This window comes from Streptomyces sp. NBC_01233 (assembly GCF_035989305.1).
GTDB lineage: Bacteria > Actinomycetota > Actinomycetes > Streptomycetales > Streptomycetaceae > Streptomyces.
The window spans coordinates 2423540-2446513 of record NZ_CP108514.1; the positions used below are offsets into that span (position 1 = coordinate 2423540).

Consider the following 22974-nt stretch of genomic DNA (forward strand, 5'->3'; position numbering starts at 1 on the left):
CATAAGGGGTCAGCCCTCCAGGGCGGCGAGGCCGGGGAGCGTCTTGCCCTCGAGGTATTCGAGGGAGGCGCCGCCACCGGTCGAGATGTGGCCGAAAGCATTCTCGTCGAAGCCGAGGATGCGGACCGCGGCGGCGCTGTCTCCGCCGCCGACGACGGTGAAGGCGCTGCTGTCGAGCAGTGCCCGGGCGATGGCCGTGGTGCCGCCGGCGTAGTCGGGGTGCTCGAAGACGCCGACCGGGCCGTTCCAGAAGACGGTCTTCGCATCGGCGATCTTCGACGCGTACAGCTCGCGCGTCCTCGGGCCGATGTCCAGCCCCTCCTTGTCGGCGGGGATCTTGTCCGCGTCGACGGTCTCGGGGTTGGCCGGGGTCTTGTGCTTGAGGTCCGGGAATTCCGCGGAGACCAGCACGTCGACCGGGAGGACCAGCTCGACGCCGGTGTCCTCGGCGCGCTGCATGTACTCCTTGACCTTCTCCACCTGGTCCTTCTGGAGCAGGGAGATGCCGACCTCGTAGCCCTTGGCGTAGAGGAAGGTGTAGGCCATGCCGCCGCCGATGAGGATGCGGTCGGCCTTGCCGAGCAGCTCGTCGATGACGGCCAGCTTGTCGGAGACCTTGGCGCCGCCGAGGACCACGACGTACGGGCGCTCGACCTCGGCGGTGAGCTTCTTCAGGACGCCGACCTCGGTGGCGATGAGGTAGCCGGCCGCGTGCGGGAGGCGCGCGGGCAGGTCGAAGACCGAGGCGTGCTTGCGGTGGACGGCGCCGAAGCCGTCGCCGACGTAGACGTCGGCGAGCGCGGCGAGCTCGTCCGCGAAGGCGCCGCGCTCGGCGTCGTCCTTCGAGGTCTCACCGGCGTTGAAGCGCAGGTTCTCGATGACGGCCACCTGACCGTCGGCGAGGGCCGCGACGGTCTCCTTGGCGGAGGCGCCGACGGTGTCGGCGGCGAAGGCGACGTCCGCACCGAGCAGTTCGCCGAGGCGCGTGGCGGCGGGGGCGAGCGAGAAGGCCGGCTCCACGCCGGTTCCCTTGGGGCGGCCCAGGTGCGAGGCCACGATGACGCGGGCGCCGGCGGCGGCGAGCTTCGCGATCGTGGGCTGGACGGCGCGGATGCGGCCGTCGTCGGTGATGGTGCCTTCGGCCAGCGGGACGTTCAGGTCCGCGCGGACGAAGGCCCGCTTGCCCTTGACGCCCTCGGCGAGGAGTTCATCGATCGTCTTCATGTGTACCTACTCCTTTGTGTCCTTCACTCGAAGGGCGAGGAAGGGAGAACGAGGCAAGCAACAGGGCCCGTGCGGCGCTTCGTCGCGCTGCTCGGACCCTGTGCTCACATCGTGGTGCCTTGCCTACGTGCTTAGAGCTGACCGCCGACGAAGACGGTGAGGTCGACGAGACGGTTGGAGTAGCCCCACTCGTTGTCGTACCAGCCGACGACCTTAACCTGCGTGCCTTCCTGGACCATGGTCAGGGAGGAGTCGAAGGTGCAGGACGCGGGCCAGTTCACGATGTCGGAAGAGACGATCGCGTCCTCGGTGTAGTCGAGGATGCCCTTGAGCTGCCCCTCGGCGGCCTTCTGGAAGGCCGCGTTGATCTCTTCCACGGTGGTCTCGCGGGAGAGCTCCAGGACCAGGTCGGTGACCGAACCGGTCGGAACCGGGACGCGCATGGCGATGCCGTCCAGCTTGCCCTTGAGCTGCGGCAGGACCAGAGCGGTGGCCTTGGCGGCACCGGTGGAGGTCGGGATGATGTTCTCGGCGGCGGCGCGGGCGCGGCGCAGGTCCGAGTGCGGGAAGTCCAGGATGCGCTGGTCGTTCGTGTAGGCGTGGACCGTCGTCATCATGCCCTTGACGATGCCGAAGTTCTCGTCGAGGACCTTGGCCATCGGCGCCACGCAGTTGGTGGTGCAGGAGGCGTTGGAGATGACGTGGTGGTTGGCCGCGTCGTACTTGTCCTGGTTGACGCCCATCACGATGGTGATGTCCTCGTCCTTGGCCGGAGCCGAGATGAGGACCTTCTTCGCGCCGGCCGCGATGTGCTTGGCGGCGTCGGCCTTCTTGGTGAAGATGCCGGTCGACTCGATGACGATGTCGGCGCCCAGCTCACCCCAGGGGAGGTTCGCGGGGTCGCGCTCGGCGAAGGTCTTGAAGGTCTGGCCACCGACGGTGATGCTGTTGTCGGTGTGGCTGACCTCGTGCTTCAGCCGGCCCAGGATGGTGTCGTACTTGAGCAGGTGCACCAGGGTCGCGTTGTCAGTCAGGTCGTTGACACCGACGATCTCGATGTCCGCTCCCTGCTCCAGGAGCGCCCGGAAATAGTTACGGCCAATGCGGCCAAAACCGTTGATGCCTACGCGGATCGTCACGAACCGATCTCCTCGTTGGTGCGCCGGTTAGTGCGCCGGCGAGCTGAAATGGGATGTCCCCGACCGCTTACGACCCTACCTCTCCGTGAGCTTTTGGGTGACATCGGTCGGGGCCTGACACTCCCCCTACTCCGTGGGGGACCCCCACCCGGCCCCGTACCTGACGCTCCGGAACCGGACCGGGGGACTTTGGCCCTTGTCACTCAGGGTGAGTAACAAAGGGACCGCTGATCAGCGGTTCAGCGTGCGCAGTGCCTTACCGACGAGTAGCGCGCGGTCCGCCGCGGCGGGCACGTGCTCCAGGCCGAAGCCGAGCAGGACGGTGTCACGGGTAGTGACCGCCGCGAAGGACTTGAACAGTTCGCCGGACCGGGACCAATCGCCGGGAACTTCAGGGCTTCCGGCGGGTGCGCCCTGGGCCGTCCAGACACCGAGCGAGGACTCGAAGCCCTCGACGGCCTGGTCCGCTCCGCCGACGGACAGGCGCGCTTCGTCCGCGAAGACGCCGCGGCCGCCCGAACCCGGGTCGGTGATGTAGGAGAGCGAGACCTCGACGCTCTTGCCCGCGTACGCGCTCAGGTCGAAGGAGACCTGCTTCCAGCCGCCCGAGGAACCGGTGAAGCTGTTCCACGCACCGCTGGTGCCCTGCGCGGTGCAGCCGCCGGAGTCCAGGGTGAGGTAGCGGCGCAGGAACGGGTGGCCGTTCATGAAGAACCCGGCCGCGCACTCCTCCGGCACCGTGGTGCTGCTCAGGCCGCCCGCGTCCGGCAGCGTCGTCCAGTCGTCGCCGCCGGCCGTACGGGCCTCCAGCGCGGCGTGGTCGTAGCCCTCCTCGACGTTCCAGTTGAGGGCGAGCTTCAGCTGCGGCTTGTCGGCCGCGGTGACGCCGGTGAGGTCGATCGTGCGGACGAGGCGCTTCCAGTCGTCGTCCGCGTGCAGGGCCGAGGCCATCCCGGTGCCCGCGTAGGGGGCGTACGGGTTCACGACCCCGGTGAACTGGCCCGCCTGGGCGCTCTTGAACTGCGGGAACTGCGCGGGGGCCAGGGTCTCGGAGGTGACCGTGTAGCCGCCCGGGGCGTTCAGCGGGTTGCCCGCGGCGTCGCCGAGGCCGCCCTTCGCCCCGCTCAGGGAGCCGGCGCCGGTGAAGCCGCTGGCACCGGGAGTGCTGGTACGGCTGTACGCGCCGAGCCAGTACTGGCTGAAGTCGTTGGTCACGGCGCGGCCGACCTGGGCGTTGCCGCCCGCCAGCTCACCGGCCTCGATCAGCTTGCCGCCCTCGTTGAGGAAGTCGCGCACCGCCAGCTGGGTGTCGCCACCCGGGGCCTTGGCCCCGGTGTAGTGAACGGCCGTGCGGAAGTGCGAGAGCACGCCCAGGTGGTGCGGCGCACCTTGGGTCGCCACGTCCCAGACCGCCGCGGACTTCCCGTTGGCGCGCAGGGCGTCGACGTAGCCCTGTGCGTGCTGCGCCTTGGCCCCCTCCTCGGCGATCACCAGGACGTCCGCGCGTGGCCGCCCGGCCACCGTGTAGGTGAAGTGCTCGCTGGAGACGGCCTTGCCGGAGCGGTCGCGGCCGGTGAACCAGACCTCCACCTTGTCGCCGGGCTTCGCGCCGTCCACCTTGGCGCGGTACTCGTCGAACCAGTTGTTGTCGTCGCCGCCGTAGACCTCGCCGCCCTTCCAGGCCTTGAGCTCCTCGTCGTGCGTGCGGCCGTCGTTGATCCGGAAGTTGAGCTCCTTGTCCTTCAGCGCCTTGCGGGCCGTGACGGAGACCGTCTGGTCCTCGCCGCGGGCCACGTAGGAGGTGGTGAAGGGGTCGAGGGTGAAGTCCGCGGCGCTCAGGCCCACCGAGGACACCGGGCGGTCCGGCTGCGCGGCGCTCTCGCCCACCGAGAGGGCGAAGGGGACGTTCTTGGCGAACTCCGCCTGGATGAGCTTCTCGTCGTCCGGGAAGTTGAAGCCGGAGGCGCAGTCCTCGGGCCTCCACTGGTCGTTCGGGTCGGCCGCCGAGGCGGTCTGGCAGGTGGTCATCTCCGGCGTGAACATCATGATGCCGTTGACGTTGGAGGCGTGGCCGTCGGCCTCGCCGTTCGTGGTGTAGAGCTCGGAGGAGACCTGCGGGTAGTAGCCCGGGACCGCGGGGTTCTCCGGGGTGCCGGCGAGCGCCTCGTACGCGACGTCGTCGGGGGTGGGGGTGGCCACCTGCCAGCCCACGCCGTAGAGCAGCAGCTCGGCGGCGGAGTGGTAGTTGATGGCGTAGTCGAAGCCGATGCGCTTCTCGAAGGCGTCGAGGGCGGCGGTCTCCGGCTCGGAGGAGGCCTTCGGGCCGCGGTAGGTCTCGCTCGCCTGGTTCGGCGAGGAACCCTCGTTGTCGTAGCCCCACTTGAAGGCGAAGTTGCGGTTGAGGTCGATCCCGTCGCCGGCGCTGGTCTTGCCGTCGCCGTTGTTGTCGCGCAGGTTCTTGCGCCACAGCCGCTCGCCGTCCGGCGCGTGCGTGAAGTCGTACCCGTCCGGGTTGGCGGAGAGCAGGAACCACAGCTCGGTCGAGTCCACCAGCTTGGTGATCCGCTGGTCCTTGCCGTAGTTGTCGATCGTGTGGTGCATCAGCCGCCGGGTCATCTCGGGGGTGATCCACTCACGGGCGTGCTGGTTGGACATGTAGAGCACGGAGGGCTTGTCGCCGTCCTTGGTCTTCTTGGCGTTCTTGCTGACCTTGAGGGCGAGGATGTCCTTGCCCTGGACGGTCTTGCCGATGGAGACGACCTTGGTGAGCGCCGGGTTCTCCTGCGCGGTGCGCAGGATCTCCTCCTGGAGGCCGCCCTTGCCGCTGTACGGGCGGAACACGCCGTCGCCCGCCGCCTTGGCGCGGGCCAGTCCCTGGGCCCCGATCTTCCGCTCGGCGAGCGTGACGCCCTGGGCGGCGAGCTCCTTGGCCTGGCCGCCGGTGAGGAAGAGCTCGACCCGGGCGGTCCCGGTCTCCGGGGCGCGCTCGGTGAGCTCGTGGGCGTCCTGGCCGGCGGCGAGGACGAGGGGGACCTGTTCCCGGGTGATGTCGGCGTCGTAGACCCGTACCTCGTCGGCGCCGGGTGCGGTGCCGGAGCCGGGCTGGGCCTGGGCCGCCACGGGTAGTGCGGCGAGTGTGCTTGCGAAGACGAGTGCGCTTGCGGCGAGGATCGATCTCGCGCGGTGCCTCATGTGCCCCCCTGGGCGTCGTCTGCCACGAAAGCTTCGGACGCCAGACTCAAGACCGGCCCATGCTCATGTCAATGGGGCCTACGGCAAAGGGGCCCGCACGAGTGATCGCACGGACCCCTTTGCCGTACAGGGGCGTCATCGGCTAACCGGCCATGTTGTCGGCCATCTCCTCGCTGAGGTCGAGGTTCGACTCGGTGCCCGGGATGCCGAGGTCCTGGGCGCGCTTGTCGGCCATCGCCAGCAGGCGGCGGATCCGGCCGGCGACCGCGTCCTTGGTCAGCGGCGGGTCGGCGAGCGCGCCCAGCTCCTCCAGGGAGGCCTGCTTGTGCTCCATGCGCAGCCGGCCGGCCGCGGCGAGGTGCTCGGGGACCTCCTCGCCGAGGATCTCCAGTGCACGCTGCACACGGGCTCCGGCGGCCACCGCGGCACGCGCCGAGCGGCGCAGGTTCGCGTCGTCGAAGTTGGCGAGGCGGTTGGCGGTGGCGCGGACCTCGCGCCGCATCCGCCGCTCCTCCCAGGCCAGCACCGACTCGTGGGCGCCGAGGCGGGTCAGCAGGGCGCCGATCGCGTCGCCGTCGCGGACGACGACGCGGTCGACGCCGCGCACCTCGCGCGCCTTGGCGGCGATGGAGAGCCTGCGGGCGGCGCCCACCAGGGCCAGGGCGGCCTCCGGGCCGGGGCAGGTGACCTCCAGGGAGGAGGACCGGCCCGGCTCGGTGAGCGAGCCGTGGGCCAGGAAGGCGCCGCGCCACGCCGCCTCGGCGTCACAGGTGGCCCCGGAGACCACCTGCGGGGGAAGACCCCGGATGGGGCGGCCGCGGCCGTCCACGAGGCCCGTCTGGCGCGCCAGCTGGTCGCCGCCGGCCACGACGCGGACCACGTAGCGGCTGCCGCGGCGCAGTCCGCCGGGGGCCATCACCACCAGGTCCGAGGAATGGCCGAAGATCTCCAGGATGTCCTTGCGCAGGCGTCTGGCCGCGATCCCGGTGTCGAGCTCCGCCTCGATGACGATGCGGCCGCTCACCAGGTGCAGGCCGCCCGCGAACCGAAGGATCGCCGAGACCTCCGCCTTCCTGCAGCAGGTCCGGGTGACCGGGAGGCGGGAGATCTCATCCTTCACCGCGGGCGTCATCGCCATGGGCCGATCCTTCCATGCATCCGAAAAATACGGTCGTACGCGGCGGCCAGCAGCTCCGGATCGTGCTTCGGAGAACCGTCCTGCCTGGCCACGGGCGCCAGCTCGACCGCGGCACCGAACCGTTTCGCGGCATCGGCGAGGGACTCGCGGTCGGGCACGGCGGCCTCGTCGGCCAGCACCACGTCCAGGGCGAGTTTAGGGGCGTGTCGGGCCAAAACCTCCAAATGACGCTGCGGAGAGAAGCCCTCTGTTTCGCCGGGTTGCGGCGCGAGGTTCAGCGAGAGGACCCGCCGGGCCTTCGTCTCCATCAGCGCGTCCAGCAGTTCCGGCACCAGCAGGTGCGGAATGACGGAGGAGAACCACGACCCCGGCCCGAGCACCACCCAGTCGGCGTCCAGGACCGCGGCGACGGCCTCCGGCACCGCCGGCGGGTCGCTCGGCACCACCTGTACGGAGAGCACCTCGCCCGGGGTCAGGGCCACCGTGGCCTGCCCGCGGACGGTGTCCACGTCCTCGGGGCGGGCCGGGTCGTGCCCCCTGACCAGGGCCTGGAGCTCCAGCGGCACCGCCGACATCGGCAGGACGCGGCCCTGGGCCCCGAGCAGCTTGCCGACCAGGTCGAGGGCCTGGACGGGATCGCCGAGCTGTTCCCACAGGGCGACGATCAGCAGGTTGCCGACCGCGTGCCCGTGCAGGTCGCCCTCGGACTGGAAGCGGTGCTGGATGACCCGGGCCCAGGTCTGGCCCCAGTCGTCGTCCCCGCACAGCGCGGCCAGCGCCTTGCGCAGGTCGCCGGGCGGGAGCACGCCGAGCTCCTCCCGGAGCCGGCCGCTGGATCCGCCGTCGTCGGCGACGGTGACCACCGCGGTGAGGTCACCGGTGATCCGGCGCAGGGCGGCGAGGGAGGCCGAAAGGCCCTGGCCGCCGCCGAGCGCCACCACCTTGGGCGTGGCGCCGCGTCGGCGGCCGGAGCGGCCGGAGCGGCCCCCGCCGTCCTCGCCCCGTCCCGGGGTGAGGCGGCGCAGGCGGCTCAGCCGCGGGGTCCGTGCGGTCACTCGCGCCCCATGTCCCGGTGGACTACGACGGTCTCGACTCCCTCGGAGGCGAGGCGGGCGGCGAGCTTCTCGGACATGGCCACGCTGCGGTGCTTGCCGCCCGTGCAGCCGACCGCGATGGTCACGTACCGCTTGCCCTCGCGGCGGTAGCCGGTGGCGATGAGCTGGAGCAGCTCGGTGTAGCGGTCGAGGAACTCCTTGGCGCCGGGCTGGCTGAAGACGTACCCCGACACCTCCTCGTTGAGCCCGGTGAAGGGGCGCAGCTCCGGAACCCAGTGCGGGTTCGGGATGAAGCGGCAGTCGACGACCAGGTCGGCGTCGACGGGGAGGCCGTACTTGTAGCCGAAGGACATGACGGTGGCCCGCAGCTCCGGCTCCTCGTCCCCGGCGAACTGGGCGTCCATCTTGGCGCGCAGCTCGTGGACGTTGAGGCTGGAGGTGTCGATCACCAGGTCGGCGTCGCCGCGCAGCTCGCGCAGCAGGTCCCGCTCGGCGGCGATGCCGTCGGTGATGCGGCCGTCGCCCTGGAGCGGGTGCGGGCGGCGGACCGACTCGAAGCGCCGGACCAGGGCGTCGTCGGAGGACTCCAGGAAGACGATGCGCCGCGTGACGCCCTTGCTGTCGAGGTCGGCGAGGGACTCGCGCAGGGCGTCGAAGAACTGGCGGCCGCGGACGTCGACGACGACGGCGATGCGCGCCACGTTGCCCTGCGAGCGGGCACCGAGCTCCACCATGGTGGGGATCAGCGCCGGCGGGAGGTTGTCGACGACGAACCAGCCGAGGTCCTCCAGACACTTGGCCGCCGTACTGCGGCCGGCCCCGGACATGCCGGAGATGATCACCAGCTCGGGGATGGCCGCCTCGGCGGTCTCGCCGGGCTCCACTGTCGTGCCCGTACTCACCTGTGCTCCGTCTCGGTCGTGCGTGGTCTCGTGCTCGGTCATTGCTCGGTCCCCCGTTCGGACGATGGCTCCCGGCTACCGCCGGGAGGTGCCCCCACCCGCGGGGGCGGGGTTCTCATCCTCAATGATCTCTCCTGTGGCCGTGTTGACGGCAGGGCCGGCGGGGACCGCCCGGGCGAGGGCCGCGGCCACGGTCTCGGCCGTCTTCCGTCCTATGCCCGGGACCTCGCAGATCTGGTCGATTGTCGCCTGTCTCAGCTTCTTCACCGAACCGAAGTGCTTGACCAGGGCCTGTTTGCGGCTCTCGCCGAGGCCGGGCACCTCGTCCAGCGGGCCCGACTTCAGGCGCTTGCCGCGCTTGTTGCGCTGGTACTGGATGGCGAAACGGTGGGCTTCGTCACGCACCCGCTGGAGCAGGTAGAGGCCCTCGCTGGTGCGGGGCAGCACGACCGGGTCGTCCTCGCCGGGCAGCCAGACCTCCTCCAGCCGCTTGGCCAGGCCGCACACGGCGACGTCGTCCACCCCGAGCTCCTCCAGGGCCCGCTTGGCGGCGGCGACCTGCGGCTGCCCGCCGTCGACCACCACCAGCTGGGGCGGGTACGCGAAGCGCTTGGGCCGCCCGTCGTCCTCGGGCACCGCGCCCTCGCCCTCCTCGGCCTCCCACTCGCCCGTCTTCAGCTTCTCCTGGAGGTAGCGGCGGAAGCGCCGCGAGACCACCTCGTGCATGGAGCGGACGTCGTCCTGCCCCTCGAACGACTTGATCTGGAAGCGCCGGTACTCGCTCTTGCGGGCCAGCCCGTCCTCGAACACCACCATCGACGCGACGACGTCGTCACCCTGCAGGTGGGAGATGTCGAAGCATTCGATGCGCAGCGGGGCGCTGTCGAGCTCCAGGGCCTCGGCGATCTCCTCCAGCGCCCGGGAGCGGGTGGTGAGGTCGCTGGCGCGCCTGGTCTTGTGCAGGGCGAGGGACTGCTGCGCGTTGCGGTGGACGGTCTCCATGAGGGCCTTCTTGTCGCCGCGCTGCGGTATCCGCAGGCTGACCTGGGACCCCCTGCGGTCGGCGAGCCACTGGCTCAGCGCGGGCGTGTCCTCGGGCAGCGCCGGGACCAGCACCTCCTTGGGGACGGCCTCGCCCTTCTCCTCGCCGTACAGCTGCAGGAGGGCGTGCTCGACGAGCCCGGCCGTGTCGACCGCCTCCACCTTGTCGGTGACCCAGCCGCGCTGGCCGCGGACGCGGCCGCCGCGCACGTGGAAGATCTGCACCGCCGCTTCGAGCTCGTCCTCGGCGACCGCGATCAGGTCGGCGTCGGTGGCGTCGGCCAGCACGACGGCGTTCTTCTCCATCGCCCGGCGCAGCGCCCCGATGTCGTCGCGCAGCCGGGCGGCCTTCTCGTACTCCATCTCCTCGGCGGCCTCGTGCATCTCCTTCTCCAGGCGGGAGAGGTACGTCCCCGTCCGCCCGGCCATGAAGTCGCAGAAGTCCTCGGCCAGTTCGCGGTGCTCCTCGGGAGTGACCCGGCCGACGCAGGGCGCGGAGCACTTGCCGATGTAGCCGAGCAGGCAGGGGCGGCCAATCTGGGCGGAGCGCTTGAACACTCCGGCGGAGCAGGTCCGTACCGGGAACACCCGCAGCATCAGGTCGACGGTCTCGCGGATCGCCCAGGCGTGCCCGTACGGACCGAAGTAGCGCACGCCCTTCTTCTTGGGCCCCCGCATGACCTGGACCCGGGGGTACTCCTCGTTCATCGTCACGGCGAGGGAGGGGTAGCTCTTGTCGTCCCGGTACTTGACGTTGAACCGCGGATCGAACTCCTTGATCCACGAATACTCCAGCTGGAGCGCCTCGACCTCGGTGGACACCACGGTCCACTCGACGGAGGCGGCCGTGGTCACCATGGTGGCCGTACGGGGGTGCAGGCCGGCGACGTCCTGGAAGTAGTTGGCCAGGCGCTGGCGCAGGCTCTTGGCCTTCCCGACGTAGATCACCCGGCGGTGCTCGTCGCGGAATTTGTAGACCCCCGGGGAGTCGGGGACCTGTCCCGGCTGGGGGCGGTAGCTGGAAGGGTCGGCCATGCCAACCACCCTACTGGCGCCGTCTGACAACCGACCGCAGGCCTCCGGCCCGGTGTGCGCCTCCGGGTGGTCCGCCGCGCGGGCCTTCCCGGGCTCCGCCCGGACCCGGTCCTCAAACGCCGGACGGGCTGAAAATCAGCCCCGCCGGCGCTTGAGGCGGTGGGGGTCCCCCGGACGGAGCCTGGGGGCTAAGCCCAATACCAGTGATTTAAGGGTCCGGGGTGCCTGGGGTCTTCGGTGGGTTGGTCGGGGCCGTTTTGTGGTGTGGGGCGATGGCCACGGCTCGGGCTGGGTCGAGTGTCGGCTGTGGCCAGAGCCGGTGTGCGGTGCGCTTGACGCCGAAGTTGGACATCTTGCGTTTGACGACGCGGGCGTTCGACCGCTGTCGTCGCGGTGGCAGGAGGTGACGGGCTATCTCTCGTATCCCGTCGGTGAGGGCTGTGGCCAGGCGGTCAGGGGAAAAGGCCGCCTGCGCGGTGACCTGGCGTCGGGCGAGGCGGAGGGTGCGGGTGAAGGAAAGCCGGTCGGTATCGGTGTCGGTGTCCCGGGCGGCGGTGTGCATGAGCTGGCGGATCGCGTGATGGACGAGGAGGTGGGCCCAGACCTCCTGTTCGACGCCGTCGGGCGATCGGGAGCGCAGGACCTGGGCGGGGCCGCGTTGGTGGGTCTTCAGCTCGTCCAGTGTGGTCTCGATCTCCCATCGCTCGTTGTAGAGGGCCGCCAACTCCGCCGCGGGTGCGGCTTCGTGGTCGAGGATGGTGGTGATCAGCCGGTACGGGGCGTCGTGCTGCGGGCGTCCGGGGTCGTCCAGGGTGTACTCGATGACCCGCACCACGGTGGGATCGGTGCGTTTGCGGTGGTCCTTGGCCGCCACGATGTCGGAGAGGTAGGACCCGTCGGGGAGCTCGCGCCGCACGGGCAGGACGGCGTTGGACTTGATGCGCCAGAGCAGGTCCGCACCGCCGGCCGATGCCGCTCGCCACTGCTCCAGCCCGGCGAAGCCCCGGTCGGCCATCAGCAGGTCATCCGGTCCAAGGGCGTCGAACAGCTCCCGCGCGATCACGGACTCCGCGGTGGTGAACGGCCCCAGAGCCGCGCGGGTGATGGCGTGCGTGCCGCACTCCGCCAGCGCCACCACCCGCACCTGCGGGAACGCGGTCCGCTCGCCCCGGTGGGTGGCGGGACGACCGAACCGGGCGTCGTTCTCCTCACTGTCCGGCACGTCGAACGTGGTCCCGTCGACCGCCATCAGACGCCAACACCCGTACCACGCACCGGGAGTGGACTCGGTCGCCACAGGCCCGGCGGACTGCTCGAAGAGAGCCTTGAGCGGCTCGGGCCCGAGCCTGGCCCGGGCCCGGGAAACCGCACCGGGCGTAGGCACCTGCCACGAACCCGACCAGTGCTTGGCCCAGGCCAGACCCTGAGTGAGCAGCCGTGCGACCTCTTCGTAGCCCTGACCGGAGAACAAGCACATCGCCAGCACGAAGTAGACGACCACCCGTGGAGGCAGCAGCCGGTTGCGCTGCCCGGCCTTCCCGGATTCCTCCACGACCCGGTCCACCAGCTCCGGCGGGAACGTCCGCGTCAGCAGTCCGATCGCGATCCGATCCGACAACCGCTCGTCCGTCTCCGGCTTGACCTGTCCAGGGCGTGGCATCCAGACACCTCCTGGCCAACACCCTACCAGCCGAGATCCTTAAGTCACTGGTATTGGGGCTAAGCCCCGATCTCCCACCCCCGCCGCACCATCCAGCCCGCCGGCGCTTGAGGCGCGGGGTCCGGGGCGGAGCCCCGATCTTTCAGCCCCGCCGCACCATCCAGCCACGCCGGCGCTTGAGGCGCGGGGTCTGGGGCGGAGCCCCAGGACACGGCGGGCCAGGTGGCGGCGGGCGGTCTGCCCGGCCCCTGGCCGGAGCCGGGCAGACAGGTGGTGGCGGCTACGCCACGACGGCTCGGCGGCGGCGCAGGGCCAGTACCCCGGCCCCGCCCAGCGCGAGCGCCCCGGCGGCAGCCACCACCGCGACCGGAGTCCCAGCGCCCTCGGCCGAGGCGGCGGCGTCGGCGGCGTCGGCGTAACCGCCCGCCATGCCCCGCGAGGCATACGCGGAGCCCGGCAGCTTGTCCCCGTACGCGGCGGCGACCCGTACCCGGTACCCGTCGAGGCTGGCGCCCCCGGCGCCCACGGCCCGTACGGCGTCCTCGTCCAGCGGCAGCACCCGACCGCCCCCGGCCACGTACCACGCGTCGATCTGCGGCTCCCGGAACACCGTCCCGCCGGGCAGTTTCTCCGCGCCCAGCTGCGCGTAGTGGAATTCGTCGTCGCCGGTGGCGATGTTCACCACCTGCCAGCCCGCCTCCGTCCGCGCCGTCCACAGCGCGGCCTGCTGCCCGTCGGAGGAGACCGCCTTGCTCGCGAGGAACTCCAGGCGGGCGACGGACGCCCCCGCCCGGCCCGCGACGAAGTCCGGGGAGAGGTGGTGGACCGGTACCGCCTCACCCTCGACGCGCGGCTGCGCGGCGGTCGGGGAGACCTTGCCCTCCCGGGCGAAGAAGCGGGACAGCGTGGCGAGGGTGTCGGGGGCGGTCGCCGCCTGCGCGGCGGCGGCCTTGTGCTCGGCGGTGGCGGTCTGCGGCTGCGGCACGGGGACCGGGGAGGCCGCGAGGGCCTGCGGGGCGAGCCCGAGGAGGGCGGTGGCGGCGAGGACCGCGGCGGTGGCGGTGGCGCGCAGGGTCATGGCGGTCACGCCCCGATCCGGTAGAGCGAGTGGGTCCAGGAGAAGGTGCTGTTGTTCACGTACCAGGCGTGCGAGGCCCAGTTGTAGCGGTCGCTGGAGGGCCAGGGGTCGCCCCAGTAGACCCAGTTGCCGGCGGTGTCGTAGCCGTAGACCACGTGCATGTGGCCGCCGCCGTTCGACCACTGGATCCGGGTCTCGACCGGCCGGTCGGCATTGATCTCGGTCTGGACGGTGGAGTACTGGAGCCAGCCGTTGACGTACGAGCCGGGGTTGATGCCGGCCCAGCGCAGTCCGGTCTGGACGTTGCCGAGGGTGGCCTGGTTGTTGGGGCACTCGGAGCCCTGCTGGCGGTTGAAGGCGGCGTTGCAGAACTGGTTCTGGGTGTGGTTCCGGCCGAACCAGGTGGCGATGGTGTTGCCGCCCGCGGCCCAGCACCAGTTGGTCTTCTGCTGCGCCTGCATGGTGATGTTCAGGCGCTTGTAGGCCAGTGCGGAATCGGTGCCGGCCTCGGCTGCCGTGGCGGTGGCGGTGCCGACGGGCAGGGTGAACAGCACGGCGGTGAGGAGGGCGGCCAGGGAAAGCCGCCGGTTTCGGTTGCGCATCGCGTTCCTCCCGATGGGGGGGAGTGGGGGGGTGGAGGAGCGCGTCCGGACGCTGTGGAGGAGCATCAAGCAGTTGTCGCGATCAGGTCAACACGCTTCAATACGCGGTGACGTTGCAGTGTGAACGGTGGGGCTGCGGTGTGAACGGTTGCTGTCGTTTCACCTGGTCCCCCGGAGCCTCCGGCGCGATCCTCCGCGCCGAGGCGTGTGAACGTTCACAGAGGAGTCGCGATGGCGCCGACCGGGGACACGGCCGAACTCGGCCGGTTGCTGCGCGGCGGCCCCTTCCACCTCGCCCTGCGCGCCGCCCTCGCCGCCCGCGGGCTGCCCCTGCACCGGATACAGCACCGGCTGGCGGCACGGGGCATCAAGGTCGGGGTCACCAGCCTCAGTTACTGGCAGCAGGGCGCCCGCCGGCCACGGCACCCGGAGTCGCTGCGGGCCGTCACCGCCCTGGAGCAGATCCTGGAGCTGCCCGACGGCGCCCTCGTCCGCCTGCTCGCCGCACCGCACCCCGCCCCGGGGCCGGCCCGTCCGGCCACCCGCTCGTACCGTGCCCTGTTCAGCATGGGCGGCACGGTGGAGCGGCTGCTGGACGGGATGGAGCTGCCGCCGGACGGCGGGCTGCACTCGCTCGGCCACCACGAGCGGGTCCGCATCGGCCCGGCGGGCGAGCTGCGGGTCCGCGCGTCACAGCAGATCGTCCGGGCGCACCGCGACGGGGTCGACCGCTACCTCGCCGTCCACCACGGCGACCCGGGCTGCGACGTGTCCCGGATCCGCGTGACGGCGTACGAGAACTGCCGTACGGGCCGGGTGCGCTGCCATCCGGAGGCCGGGGTGGTGGTCGCGGAGCTGCTCTTCGACGCACGGCTGCGGCGCGGGGACACCTACGTCTTCGGCTACGGCATCGAGGACGGCACGGGCGCCCGCAGCGGCGAGTACGTGCGCGGATTCAGCTACGCGGGCGGCCAGTACATGCTCCAGGTCCGCTTCGACGAGGCGGCCCTGCCGGTGCGCTGCCGGCGCTTCGCCCGCGGACCGAAGGCCCCGCGCACGGGCCTCGTGGACCTGACGCCCGGCGGCCGGCACCGGGCGGTGCACCTGGTGGAGCAGACGGTGCGGCGCGGGATCCTCGGGATCACCTGGGACTGGGAGTGACCGGCGCGGCGTCAGCCCGCGATGAGCTTGCCGTTCTCGGCCCGGACCGGGACGGCGGGCAGCGGGGCGGACGCCGGGCCGCGCAGGACCTTGCCGGTGGCCACGTCGAAGCGACTGCCGTGGCAGGGGCAGTTGCCCTGACCCTCGACGATCTTGTCCAGGACGCAGCCGGCGTGGGTGCACTGGGCGCTGAACGCCGTGTACCGGCCCTCCGCCGGGCAGCTGACGATCAGCTTCCGCTCCCGGTACAGCTTGGACCCGCCCACCGGGACGTCGGCCGCGGCGCCGAGCTCCACGGGCGCGGTGGGCGTGGCGGGGGTGTCGCCCCCGCTGTTGGTCTCGGTGGAGCAGGCCGCGAGCGTCACTCCGGCCCCGGCGGCCCCGGCGAGCGCGGCGGCGCCCTTGAGGACGGTACGGCGGGCGGCTGGCTGCGGCGCGGGCATGCGGTTCTCCTGGGGTCGGGCACGGTGGGGACGGTACGGACGGGGCGCGGGCCGGGCACGGGCGGAGCCCGGCCGGGGCACCGGCCCACCCGACGATACCGCCGCCGCACGGGGTACCTTCCCCGCGTGATCGTCGTCGGCGGAGAAGCCCTCATCGACCTGGTGCCCGCGGCGCGGCCGCCGGGCGCACTGCTGCCCCGGCCGGGCGGGGGACCGTACAACACCGCGCTCGCCCTCGGGCGGCTCGGCGCCGAGGTCGCCTTCTGCTCGCGGGTCTCGGCGGACGGCTTCGGCGAGAGCCTGCTGGCCGGGCTGCGGTCGGCCGGGGTCGACGTGTCGCTGGTCCAGCGCGGACCCGAGCCGACCACCCTCGCCGTGCCCTCGCTGGCCCCGGACGGCTCGGCCTCGTACGGCTTCTACGTCGAGGGCACGGCGGACCGGCTGTTCACCCTGCCGCCCGCTCTCCCCGACGGGGTACGGGCCCTCGCGCTCGGCACCTGCTCGCTGGTCCTGGAACCGGGCGCGAGCGCGTACGAGGCCCTGCTGCGCCGGGAGGCGGGGCGCGGGCTGCTGACCCTGCTGGACCCCAACATCCGGCCGGCGCTGATCGCGGACCCGGCGGCGTACCGCGCGCGCTTGCGGGAGCGGCTGCTGCCGAGCACGACCGTCCTCAAGCTGTCCGAGGAGGACGCCGCCTGGCTGGGCGGCGGGGTCCGCGACTGGCTGGCGGCGGGGCCCTCGGCGGTGGTGCTGACCCGGGGCGCGGCGGGCCTGACCGTCTGGACGCGGGAGGGCGAGGAGCACTCGGCGGCGGCCCGCCGGGTCGTGGTGGCCGACACCATCGGGGCCGGCGACACCGTCAACGCCGCCCTGCTGCACCGGCTCGCCGGCGAGCCGGGGCGCCCGGTGGACTGGCCGGACGTCCTGGCCTACGCCGCCCACGCGGCGGCCCTGACCTGCACGCGGGCCGGCGCGGAGCCTCCGTACGCGGCGGAGCTCAGCGGATAGCGGCCCACACGGCCGTGGCCACGGCCCGGGCGAACTCCTCGACCGGCTGGACCACTTGCGCGCCGGAGAAGTGCAGGAAGAAGGCCCGCTGGAAGCAGGCGCCGAGCAGCAGGGCGGCGGCGGCCGCCGGATCGGCGTCGGGTCGCAGCCGCCCGGCGGCGAGCTCGCGCCGCAGCCGGCCGGCCAGGGCGTCGAGGACCACGTGGGGCCCGGAGCCGATCTTCTGCACGCCCTCGCGGTGACGGATGAGCAGAGCCGGCTCCGCGAAGAGCGAGGCGGCCATGGGCATGGCGTCGGCATAGAAGAGCGAGGCGTGCCGGGCGATGTCGGTGAGCGCCTCCTCGACCCCCTGCTCCCCCGGATCGGGATCGGCCCCCAGGGCGGCCATGAGCGGGCCGGCGTTGGGGGTGCGCTCCATCAGCACGCGGACGAACAGCTCCTCCTTGTTCGCGAAGTACTTGTAGAGCGCTGCCTCCGAGCAGCCGGCCTCGCGGGCGATGGCCTTGGTGGTGGCGTTGGCCAGGCCACTGGTGCGCATCAGCTTCTCGGCGGCGTCGAGCAACCGCTCGGGGGTGGGACGGCTTGACTTCGGGGTGAGCATTCACTCACTCTAAGGGCCGGAAGGGGTGAGTGAACGCTCACCCACCCACCTGCCCACACGTCGGGAGCCAGGATGAAACTCACGGTGTTCGGAGCCACGGGCGGCGTCGGCCACGAGGTCGTCAAGCAGGCACTGGCCGCGGGACACGAGGTCACAGCGGTCGTCCGCGACCCGGCCCGGCTGACGGTGCCGGCCCACGACCGCCTCCGGGTGGCCGTCGTCGGCGACCTGACGGACGAGGACGCACTGGTCCCCGTTCTGGCGGGCCGGTCGGCGGTGATCTCGGCCCTCGGCGCGGCGAGCAACAAGCAGGCCAAGGCTGCCCCCGTGACGGGGCCGGCGGTACGGGCCATCCTCGCGGCCATGGACCGGTCGGGCGTGACCCGCCTCTCGGCCGTCAGCGCGGCCCCGGTCGGCCCGCCGGCGCAGGGCGAGAGCGTGCTCACCCGGGCGGTGCTCTACCCGCTGCTGCGCAGACTGCTGCGGGACCTCTACGCGGACCTCGCGGTCATGGAGGCGGAGCTGCGCGCGAGCCGAGCCGAGTGGACGGTCATCCGCCCGCCGATGCTCCGCGACAAGCCGCACACGGGCACGTACCGCCGCGCGATCGACGCCAACGTCCGCGGCGGCCGCGCCATCCCCCGCGCGGACGTGGCCGACGCCCTCCTCACCACCCTCACCAACCCGGCCTACACCGCCCACACACTGGGCGTCGCCTCCTAGCCGGGCGCCGCCCCGCACCCCGACGGCGCTCCGCGCCCGCGGGCACAACCCAGCCCCGCCGGCGTTCGAGGCGCGGGGTCCGGAGCAGAGCCCCACGTCTCGCAGCCCCGCCGCACAATCCAGCCCCGCCGGCGTTCGAGGCGCGGGGTCCGGGGCGGAGCCCTGCGTCTCCCAGCCCCGCCGGCGCTTGAGGCGCGGGGGCCGGGGGCAGAGCCCCACGTCTCCCAGCCCCGCCGGCGATTGAGGCGCGGGGGCCGGGGGCAGCACCCCCGCGGCGGCGCCGCAGACGAAGAGGGGCCCGGCCGCAGCCGAGCCCCTCCCGCCGAGCTCAGCGCAGCGACTACGCCTTGCGGGCCCGCGCCGTCGCCTTCTTCGCCGGGGCGGCAGCCTTCTTGGCGGCAACCTTCTTGGCCGGAGCCTTCTTGGCCGGAGCCTTCCGCTGGCCGACCACCGCCGGAGGCGCGCCGTCGGAGACCCGGTCCGCCCCCAGGATGTCCCGCAGGAACTTGCCCGTGTGGCTCGCGCCCACCGACGCCACCTGCTCCGGCGTGCCCTCGGCCACCACCAGGCCGCCGCCGTAGCCGCCTTCCGGGCCCATGTCGATGACCCAGTCCGCGGTCTTGATGACGTCGAGGTTGTGCTCGATGACGATCACCGAGTTCCCCTTGTCCACCAGCCCCGACAGCACCTTGATCAGCTTCGAGATGTCCTCGAAGTGCAGACCCGTCGTCGGCTCGTCCAGCACGTACACCGTCCGGCCCGTCGACCGCTTCTGCAGCTCGGAGGCCAGCTTCACGCGCTGCGCCTCACCACCCGACAGCGTGGGCGCCGACTGGCCGAGGCGGACGTAGCCCAGCCCGACCTCGTTGAGCGTCTTCAGGTGACGCGCGATCGTCGGCACCGCCTCGAAGAAGTCCAGCGCCTCCTCGATCGGCATGTTCAGGACCTCGGCGATGGACTTGCCCTTGTAGTGGACTTCCAGCGTCTCCCGGTTGTACCGGTCGCCGTGGCAGACCTCGCACGGGACGTAGACGTCCGGCAGGAAGTTCATCTCGATCTTGATCGTGCCGTCGCCGGAGCAGTTCTCGCACCGGCCGCCCTTGACGTTGAAGGAGAAGCGGCCCGGCAGGTAGCCGCGCACCTTCGCCTCCATCGTCTCCGCGAAGAGCTTGCGCACGTGGTCGAAGACGCCGGTGTACGTCGCCGGGTTGGACCGCGGCGTCCGGCCGATGGGCGACTGGTCGACGTGGACCACCTTGTCGACGAGGTCGTCCCCCTCCACCCGGGTGTGCCGCCCGGGCACCGAGCGGGCGCCGTTCAGCTCGCGCGCCAGGTGCGTGTAGAGGATGTCGTTGACCAGCGTCGACTTGCCCGATCCGGACACACCGGTCACGGCCGTGAGCACGCCCAGCGGGAAGGACACGTCGATGTCCCGCAGGTTGTTCTCCTTGGCGCCGTGGACGGTGAGCCTGCGCTCGCCGTTCACGGGCCGGCGCACGTCCGGGATCGCGATGGAGCGCTTGCCCGACAGGTACTGCCCGGTCATCGACTCGGTGTTCTTCAGCAGCTCCTTCAGCGAACCGCTGTGCACCACCTTGCCGCCGTGCTCACCCGCGCCCGGGCCGATGTCCACGACCCAGTCGGCCACCTTGATGGTGTCCTCGTCGTGCTCGACCACGATGAGCGTGTTGCCCATGTCCCGCAGCCGCACCAGCGTCTCGATCAGCCGGTGGTTGTCCCGCTGGTGCAGGCCGATGGAGGGCTCGTCCAGCACGTACAGCACGCCGACCAGGCCGGAGCCGATCTGCGTCGCGAGCCGGATGCGCTGGGCCTCGCCGCCCGACAGGGTGCCGGCGGCCCGGTTGAGCGAGAGGTAGTCGAGACCGACGTCGACGAGGAAGCGGAGCCGCTCGTTGACCTCCTTCAGGACCCGCTCGGCGATCTTCTTGTCGCGGGCGTCGAGCCGCATCCGTCCCAGGAAGTCCGCGCACTCGCTGATCGACATGGCGGCGACCTCGGCGATGGACTTCTCCATCACCGTCACCGCGAGCACGATCGGCTTGAGGCGGGTGCCCTCACAGGTCGGGCACGGCACCTCGCGCATGTAGCCCTCGAAGCGCTCGCGGCTGGCGTCGCTCTCCGACTCCGCGTGCCGCCGCTTGACGAACGGCACGGCGCCCTCGAAGGCCGTCGTGTACGCCCGCTCCCGCCCGTACCGGTTGCGGTAGCGGACCTCGATCTGCGTCTTGTGCCCGTAGAGCAGGGCCTTCTTCGCACGCGCCGGCAGGCCGGCCCACGCGATGTCGGTCCGGAAGCCGAGCTCCCCGGCGAGCGCGCCGATCAGCCGCTGGAAGTAGTCCTTGGTGTGGCCGAGCGACCACGGCGAGACCGCGCCCTCGTCCAGGGACTTGTCCTCGTCCGGAATGATCAGCTCGGGGTCGACCTCCATGCGCGTGCCGATGCCGGTGCACTCGGGGCAGGCGCCGAAGGGCGAGTTGAAGGAGAAGGAGCGCGGCTCCAGCTCCTCGAAGGAGAGGTCGTCGTAGGGGCAGTAGAGGTGCTCGGAATACATCCGCTCACGCTCAGGGTCGTCCTCGGCGAGGTCGACGAAGTCCAGGATCACCATGCCGCCGGAGAGGCCGAGGGCCGTCTCCACGGAGTCGGTGAGCCGGCGCTTGGCACTGTCCTTGACGGTGAGGCGGTCGATGACCACCTCGATGGTGTGCTTCTCCTGCTTCTTCAGCGTCGGCGGCTCGGAGAGCTGGATGGTCTCCCCGTCCACCCGCGCCCGGCTGTAGCCCTTGGTCTGGAGGTCGGCGAAGAGATCGACGAACTCGCCCTTGCGCTCGCGCACCAGCGGCGAGAGCACCTGGAAGCGGCTGCCCTCGGGGAGCGCGAGCACCTTGTCGACGATCGCCTGCGGCGACTGGCGCGAGATGGGGCGGCGGCACTCGGGACAGTGCGGCTTGCCGATGCGGGCGAAGAGGAGGCGGAGGTAGTCGTAGACCTCGGTGATGGTGCCCACGGTCGAGCGCGGATTGCGCGAGGTGGACTTCTGGTCGATCGAGACGGCCGGGGAGAGGCCCTCGATGAAGTCGACGTCGGGCTTGTCCATCTGCCCGAGGAACTGGCGGGCGTACGACGAGAGCGACTCGACGTAGCGGCGCTGGCCCTCGGCGAAGATCGTGTCGAAGGCCAGGGAGGACTTGCCCGACCCGGAGAGTCCGGTGAAGACGATGAGTGAGTCGCGGGGCAGGTCGAGCGAGACGTTCTTCAGGTTGTGCTCGCGAGCGCCACGAACGATGAGACGGTCGGTCACGCCGGTCCGCACCTTTCTTGAGAGAGCGGGGGCACGGGCCCCCGTCCCAGGGTATGGGGGGCGCCTCTGCGATGGACTGGGTCCCTGGACTTCCGAGCGTATAGCACGCACATTCGATTTACGGCACTCCACAGACCGCTTCACCCAATCGTGTGGCCCTGCCCGGTGAGCCACTAGGCTCGCCGTCATGACTGATCATGTGCACGACCTGCGATCTGTACGTGAAGCCACGGACCGGCTGCTGACCGCAGTCGCGAAAATGGACAACGCAGCGCTTGCCGGGGAGTCACACCTCCCCGGCTGGACCCGCGGCCACATCCTGGCCCACCTCGCGCGCAACGCCGACGCCCTCGTGAACGTCCTCGAGGGGCGCCCGATGTACGAGAGCGCCTCCGCGCGCGACGCGGACATCGCACGCGACGCCGGCCGACCCCTGGAACAACACCTGACGGACCTCCGTGATTCCGGGGCCCGCTTCCTCGCCACCACGGAGCCCGACCAGGACTGGTCCCGCACCGTCGAGCTGCGCAACGGCATCACCGACCTCGCCGCCAACGTGCCGTTCCGCCGCTGGGTCGAGGTCGACCTGCACCACGTCGACCTGAACATCGGCTACGAGCTCCACCACCTCCCGGAGGAGTTCACCGATCGCGAGATCGCTTTCCTCGCCGACCGCTGGTCCGGGCGTCCGGAGGTGCCGCCGGTGACCCTGAACGCCTCCTACGGCGGCCAGGTCTGGCACACCGGCGGCACCGAGGGCACTCCCGTGGTCCTCGAGGGCCCCAAGGACGAACTGCTCGGCTGGCTGGCCGGGCGCGGTCTCAAGGGCGCCCACCTCGCCGTCATGGCCGGCGACGGCCTCCCCGAGCTCCCCCCGCTCTAGGATCAAGGCATGACGTACACCGGAGAGGTCAAGGTCGGCGGTCCGGCCGACGTGCACGAGCTCGCGGACCTGATGATTTCCAAGGTCGCGGTGGGCCCCATGAACAACAACGCGTACCTGCTGCGCTGCCGGGCCACCGATGAGCAGCTGCTCATCGACGCTGCCGCCGAGGCCGTCACGCTGCTGAACCTGATCGGGGACGACGGCATCGCGTCCGTGGTCACCACCCACCGGCACGGCGACCACTGGGGCGCGCTCGAGGAGGTCGTCGCGGCGACCGGCGCGCGGACCTACGCGGGCGCCCAGGACGCCGAGGGCATCCCGGTGACGACCGACGTGGCCGTGGCGGACGGGGACACGATCCAGGTCGGGCGGGTCAAGCTGACCGCCCGCCACCTGGTCGGACACACCCCCGGCTCGATCGCGCTGATCTACGACGACCCGCACGGCCACGCGCACGTGTTCACCGGCGACTGCCTCTTCCCGGGCGGTCCAGGCCGGACAACACGGCCGGAGGAGTTCAACTCCCTCATGGACGGGCTGGAGGTCAAAGTATTCGGCGCCCTCCCGGATGAGACCTGGGTCTACCCGGGCCACGGGAACGACACCACGCTCGGCGCCGAGCGCCCGCACCTGTCGGAGTGGCGCGCTCGCGGTTGGTGACGATAACAGCGCCCCGGCCGTGTTGCCCTGTCCGATAGCGGCGCCTGCACCGGGCGCACCGACCCTGCCCCGGGGCAACGCGCGGGGGCACGTGCACTTCGCGTTCT

The 22974-nt window shown here is 71.6% G+C and carries 17 protein-coding genes and 1 pseudogene; 5 read left to right on the forward strand and 13 right to left on the reverse strand.

Annotation, left to right across the window (positions count from 1 at the left end):
- Nucleotides 1-9: 9 nt before the first annotated feature.
- The 10 genes and pseudogenes from OG332_RS11320 to OG332_RS11365 form a co-directional block, all read right to left on the reverse strand.
- Nucleotides 10-1224 carry a phosphoglycerate kinase gene (locus OG332_RS11320; protein ID WP_327413329.1) on the reverse strand — a complete coding sequence of 405 codons (1215 nt, stop codon included), beginning with the start codon at nt 1222-1224 and terminating at the stop codon, nt 10-12.
- A 131-nt stretch (nt 1225-1355) separates the two neighbouring features.
- Entirely contained in the window at nt 1356-2363 is a 1008-nt protein-coding gene (gap, locus tag OG332_RS11325; protein ID WP_327413330.1) for a type I glyceraldehyde-3-phosphate dehydrogenase, read from the reverse strand.
- Nucleotides 2364-2594: 231 nt separating this feature from the next.
- Nucleotides 2595-5555, reverse strand: coding sequence for a M14 family metallopeptidase (locus OG332_RS11330; RefSeq protein WP_327413331.1), 2961 nt, complete (start codon nt 5553-5555; stop codon nt 2595-2597).
- Between the two features lie 142 nt (nt 5556-5697).
- Nucleotides 5698-6693 carry a DNA-binding protein WhiA gene (gene whiA / locus OG332_RS11335; RefSeq protein WP_030009075.1) on the reverse strand — a complete coding sequence of 332 codons (996 nt, stop codon included), beginning with the start codon at nt 6691-6693 and terminating at the stop codon, nt 5698-5700.
- Complete coding sequence (locus OG332_RS11340) at nt 6684-7748, reverse strand: gluconeogenesis factor YvcK family protein (protein WP_030762466.1); 1065 nt, start codon at nt 7746-7748, stop codon at nt 6684-6686. The genes whiA and OG332_RS11340 overlap by 10 nt, the downstream gene beginning before the upstream one ends.
- On the reverse strand, nt 7745-8692 hold the full coding sequence (rapZ, locus tag OG332_RS11345) for an RNase adapter RapZ (protein ID WP_030720410.1): 948 nt from the start codon (nt 8690-8692) through the stop codon (nt 7745-7747). Before rapZ ends, OG332_RS11340 begins: the two co-directional genes overlap by 4 nt.
- Nucleotides 8693-8725: 33 nt before the next feature.
- On the reverse strand, nt 8726-10726 hold the full coding sequence (gene uvrC / locus OG332_RS11350; RefSeq protein WP_327413332.1) for an excinuclease ABC subunit UvrC: 2001 nt from the start codon (nt 10724-10726) through the stop codon (nt 8726-8728).
- A gap of 454 nt (nt 10727-11180) precedes the next feature.
- Nucleotides 11181-12386: pseudogene (locus OG332_RS11355) on the reverse strand (IS4 family transposase); the annotation flags it as partial.
- A gap of 280 nt (nt 12387-12666) precedes the next feature.
- Nucleotides 12667-13464: a hypothetical protein gene (locus OG332_RS11360; RefSeq protein WP_327419182.1), complete on the reverse strand. Its 798-nt coding sequence runs from the start codon at nt 13462-13464 to the stop codon at nt 12667-12669.
- A 5-nt stretch (nt 13465-13469) separates the two neighbouring features.
- Nucleotides 13470-14066, reverse strand: coding sequence for a papain-like cysteine protease family protein (locus OG332_RS11365; RefSeq protein WP_327413333.1), 597 nt, complete (start codon nt 14064-14066; stop codon nt 13470-13472).
- 231 nt (nt 14067-14297) lie between these two features.
- Between OG332_RS11365 and OG332_RS11370 the strand changes: the two genes are divergently transcribed.
- Complete coding sequence (locus OG332_RS11370; protein WP_327413334.1) at nt 14298-15227, forward strand: hypothetical protein; 930 nt, start codon at nt 14298-14300, stop codon at nt 15225-15227.
- An 11-nt stretch (nt 15228-15238) separates the two neighbouring features.
- On the opposite strand, the gene OG332_RS11375 is transcribed toward OG332_RS11370, so the two are convergent.
- Nucleotides 15239-15670, reverse strand: a complete 432-nt coding sequence (locus OG332_RS11375; RefSeq protein ID WP_327413335.1) for a Rieske (2Fe-2S) protein — start codon at nt 15668-15670, stop codon at nt 15239-15241.
- Between the two features lie 126 nt (nt 15671-15796).
- Between OG332_RS11375 and OG332_RS11380 the strand changes: the two genes are divergently transcribed.
- Complete coding sequence (locus OG332_RS11380) at nt 15797-16678, forward strand: carbohydrate kinase family protein (protein WP_327413336.1); 882 nt, start codon at nt 15797-15799, stop codon at nt 16676-16678.
- On the opposite strand, the gene OG332_RS11385 is transcribed toward OG332_RS11380, so the two are convergent.
- Nucleotides 16668-17279 (reverse strand): TetR/AcrR family transcriptional regulator, encoded by a 612-nt coding sequence (locus OG332_RS11385; protein ID WP_327413337.1) that lies wholly within the window; start codon nt 17277-17279, stop codon nt 16668-16670. The two genes, OG332_RS11380 and OG332_RS11385, sit on opposite strands and share 11 nt — an antisense overlap.
- Before the next feature lie 72 nt (nt 17280-17351).
- On the opposite strand from OG332_RS11385, the gene OG332_RS11390 reads away from it, so the two are divergent.
- A complete protein-coding gene (locus tag OG332_RS11390; RefSeq protein ID WP_327413338.1) occupies nt 17352-18002 on the forward strand; it encodes an NAD(P)-dependent oxidoreductase in 651 nt (216 codons plus the stop codon).
- A 340-nt stretch (nt 18003-18342) separates the two neighbouring features.
- Here the strand turns inward: OG332_RS11390 and uvrA are convergent, their stop codons facing one another.
- Entirely contained in the window at nt 18343-21321 is a 2979-nt protein-coding gene (uvrA, locus tag OG332_RS11395; protein WP_327413339.1) for an excinuclease ABC subunit UvrA, read from the reverse strand.
- A 187-nt stretch (nt 21322-21508) separates the two neighbouring features.
- Here uvrA and OG332_RS11400 point away from each other — a divergent pair, with 187 nt between their 5' ends.
- Both OG332_RS11400 and OG332_RS11405 read left to right on the forward strand, forming a co-directional pair.
- Entirely contained in the window at nt 21509-22204 is a 696-nt protein-coding gene (locus OG332_RS11400; protein ID WP_327413340.1) for a maleylpyruvate isomerase family mycothiol-dependent enzyme, read from the forward strand.
- A 9-nt stretch (nt 22205-22213) separates the two neighbouring features.
- Nucleotides 22214-22867: an MBL fold metallo-hydrolase gene (locus OG332_RS11405; protein ID WP_327413341.1), complete on the forward strand. Its 654-nt coding sequence runs from the start codon at nt 22214-22216 to the stop codon at nt 22865-22867.
- The last annotated feature ends 107 nt before the right edge of the window (nt 22868-22974 follow it).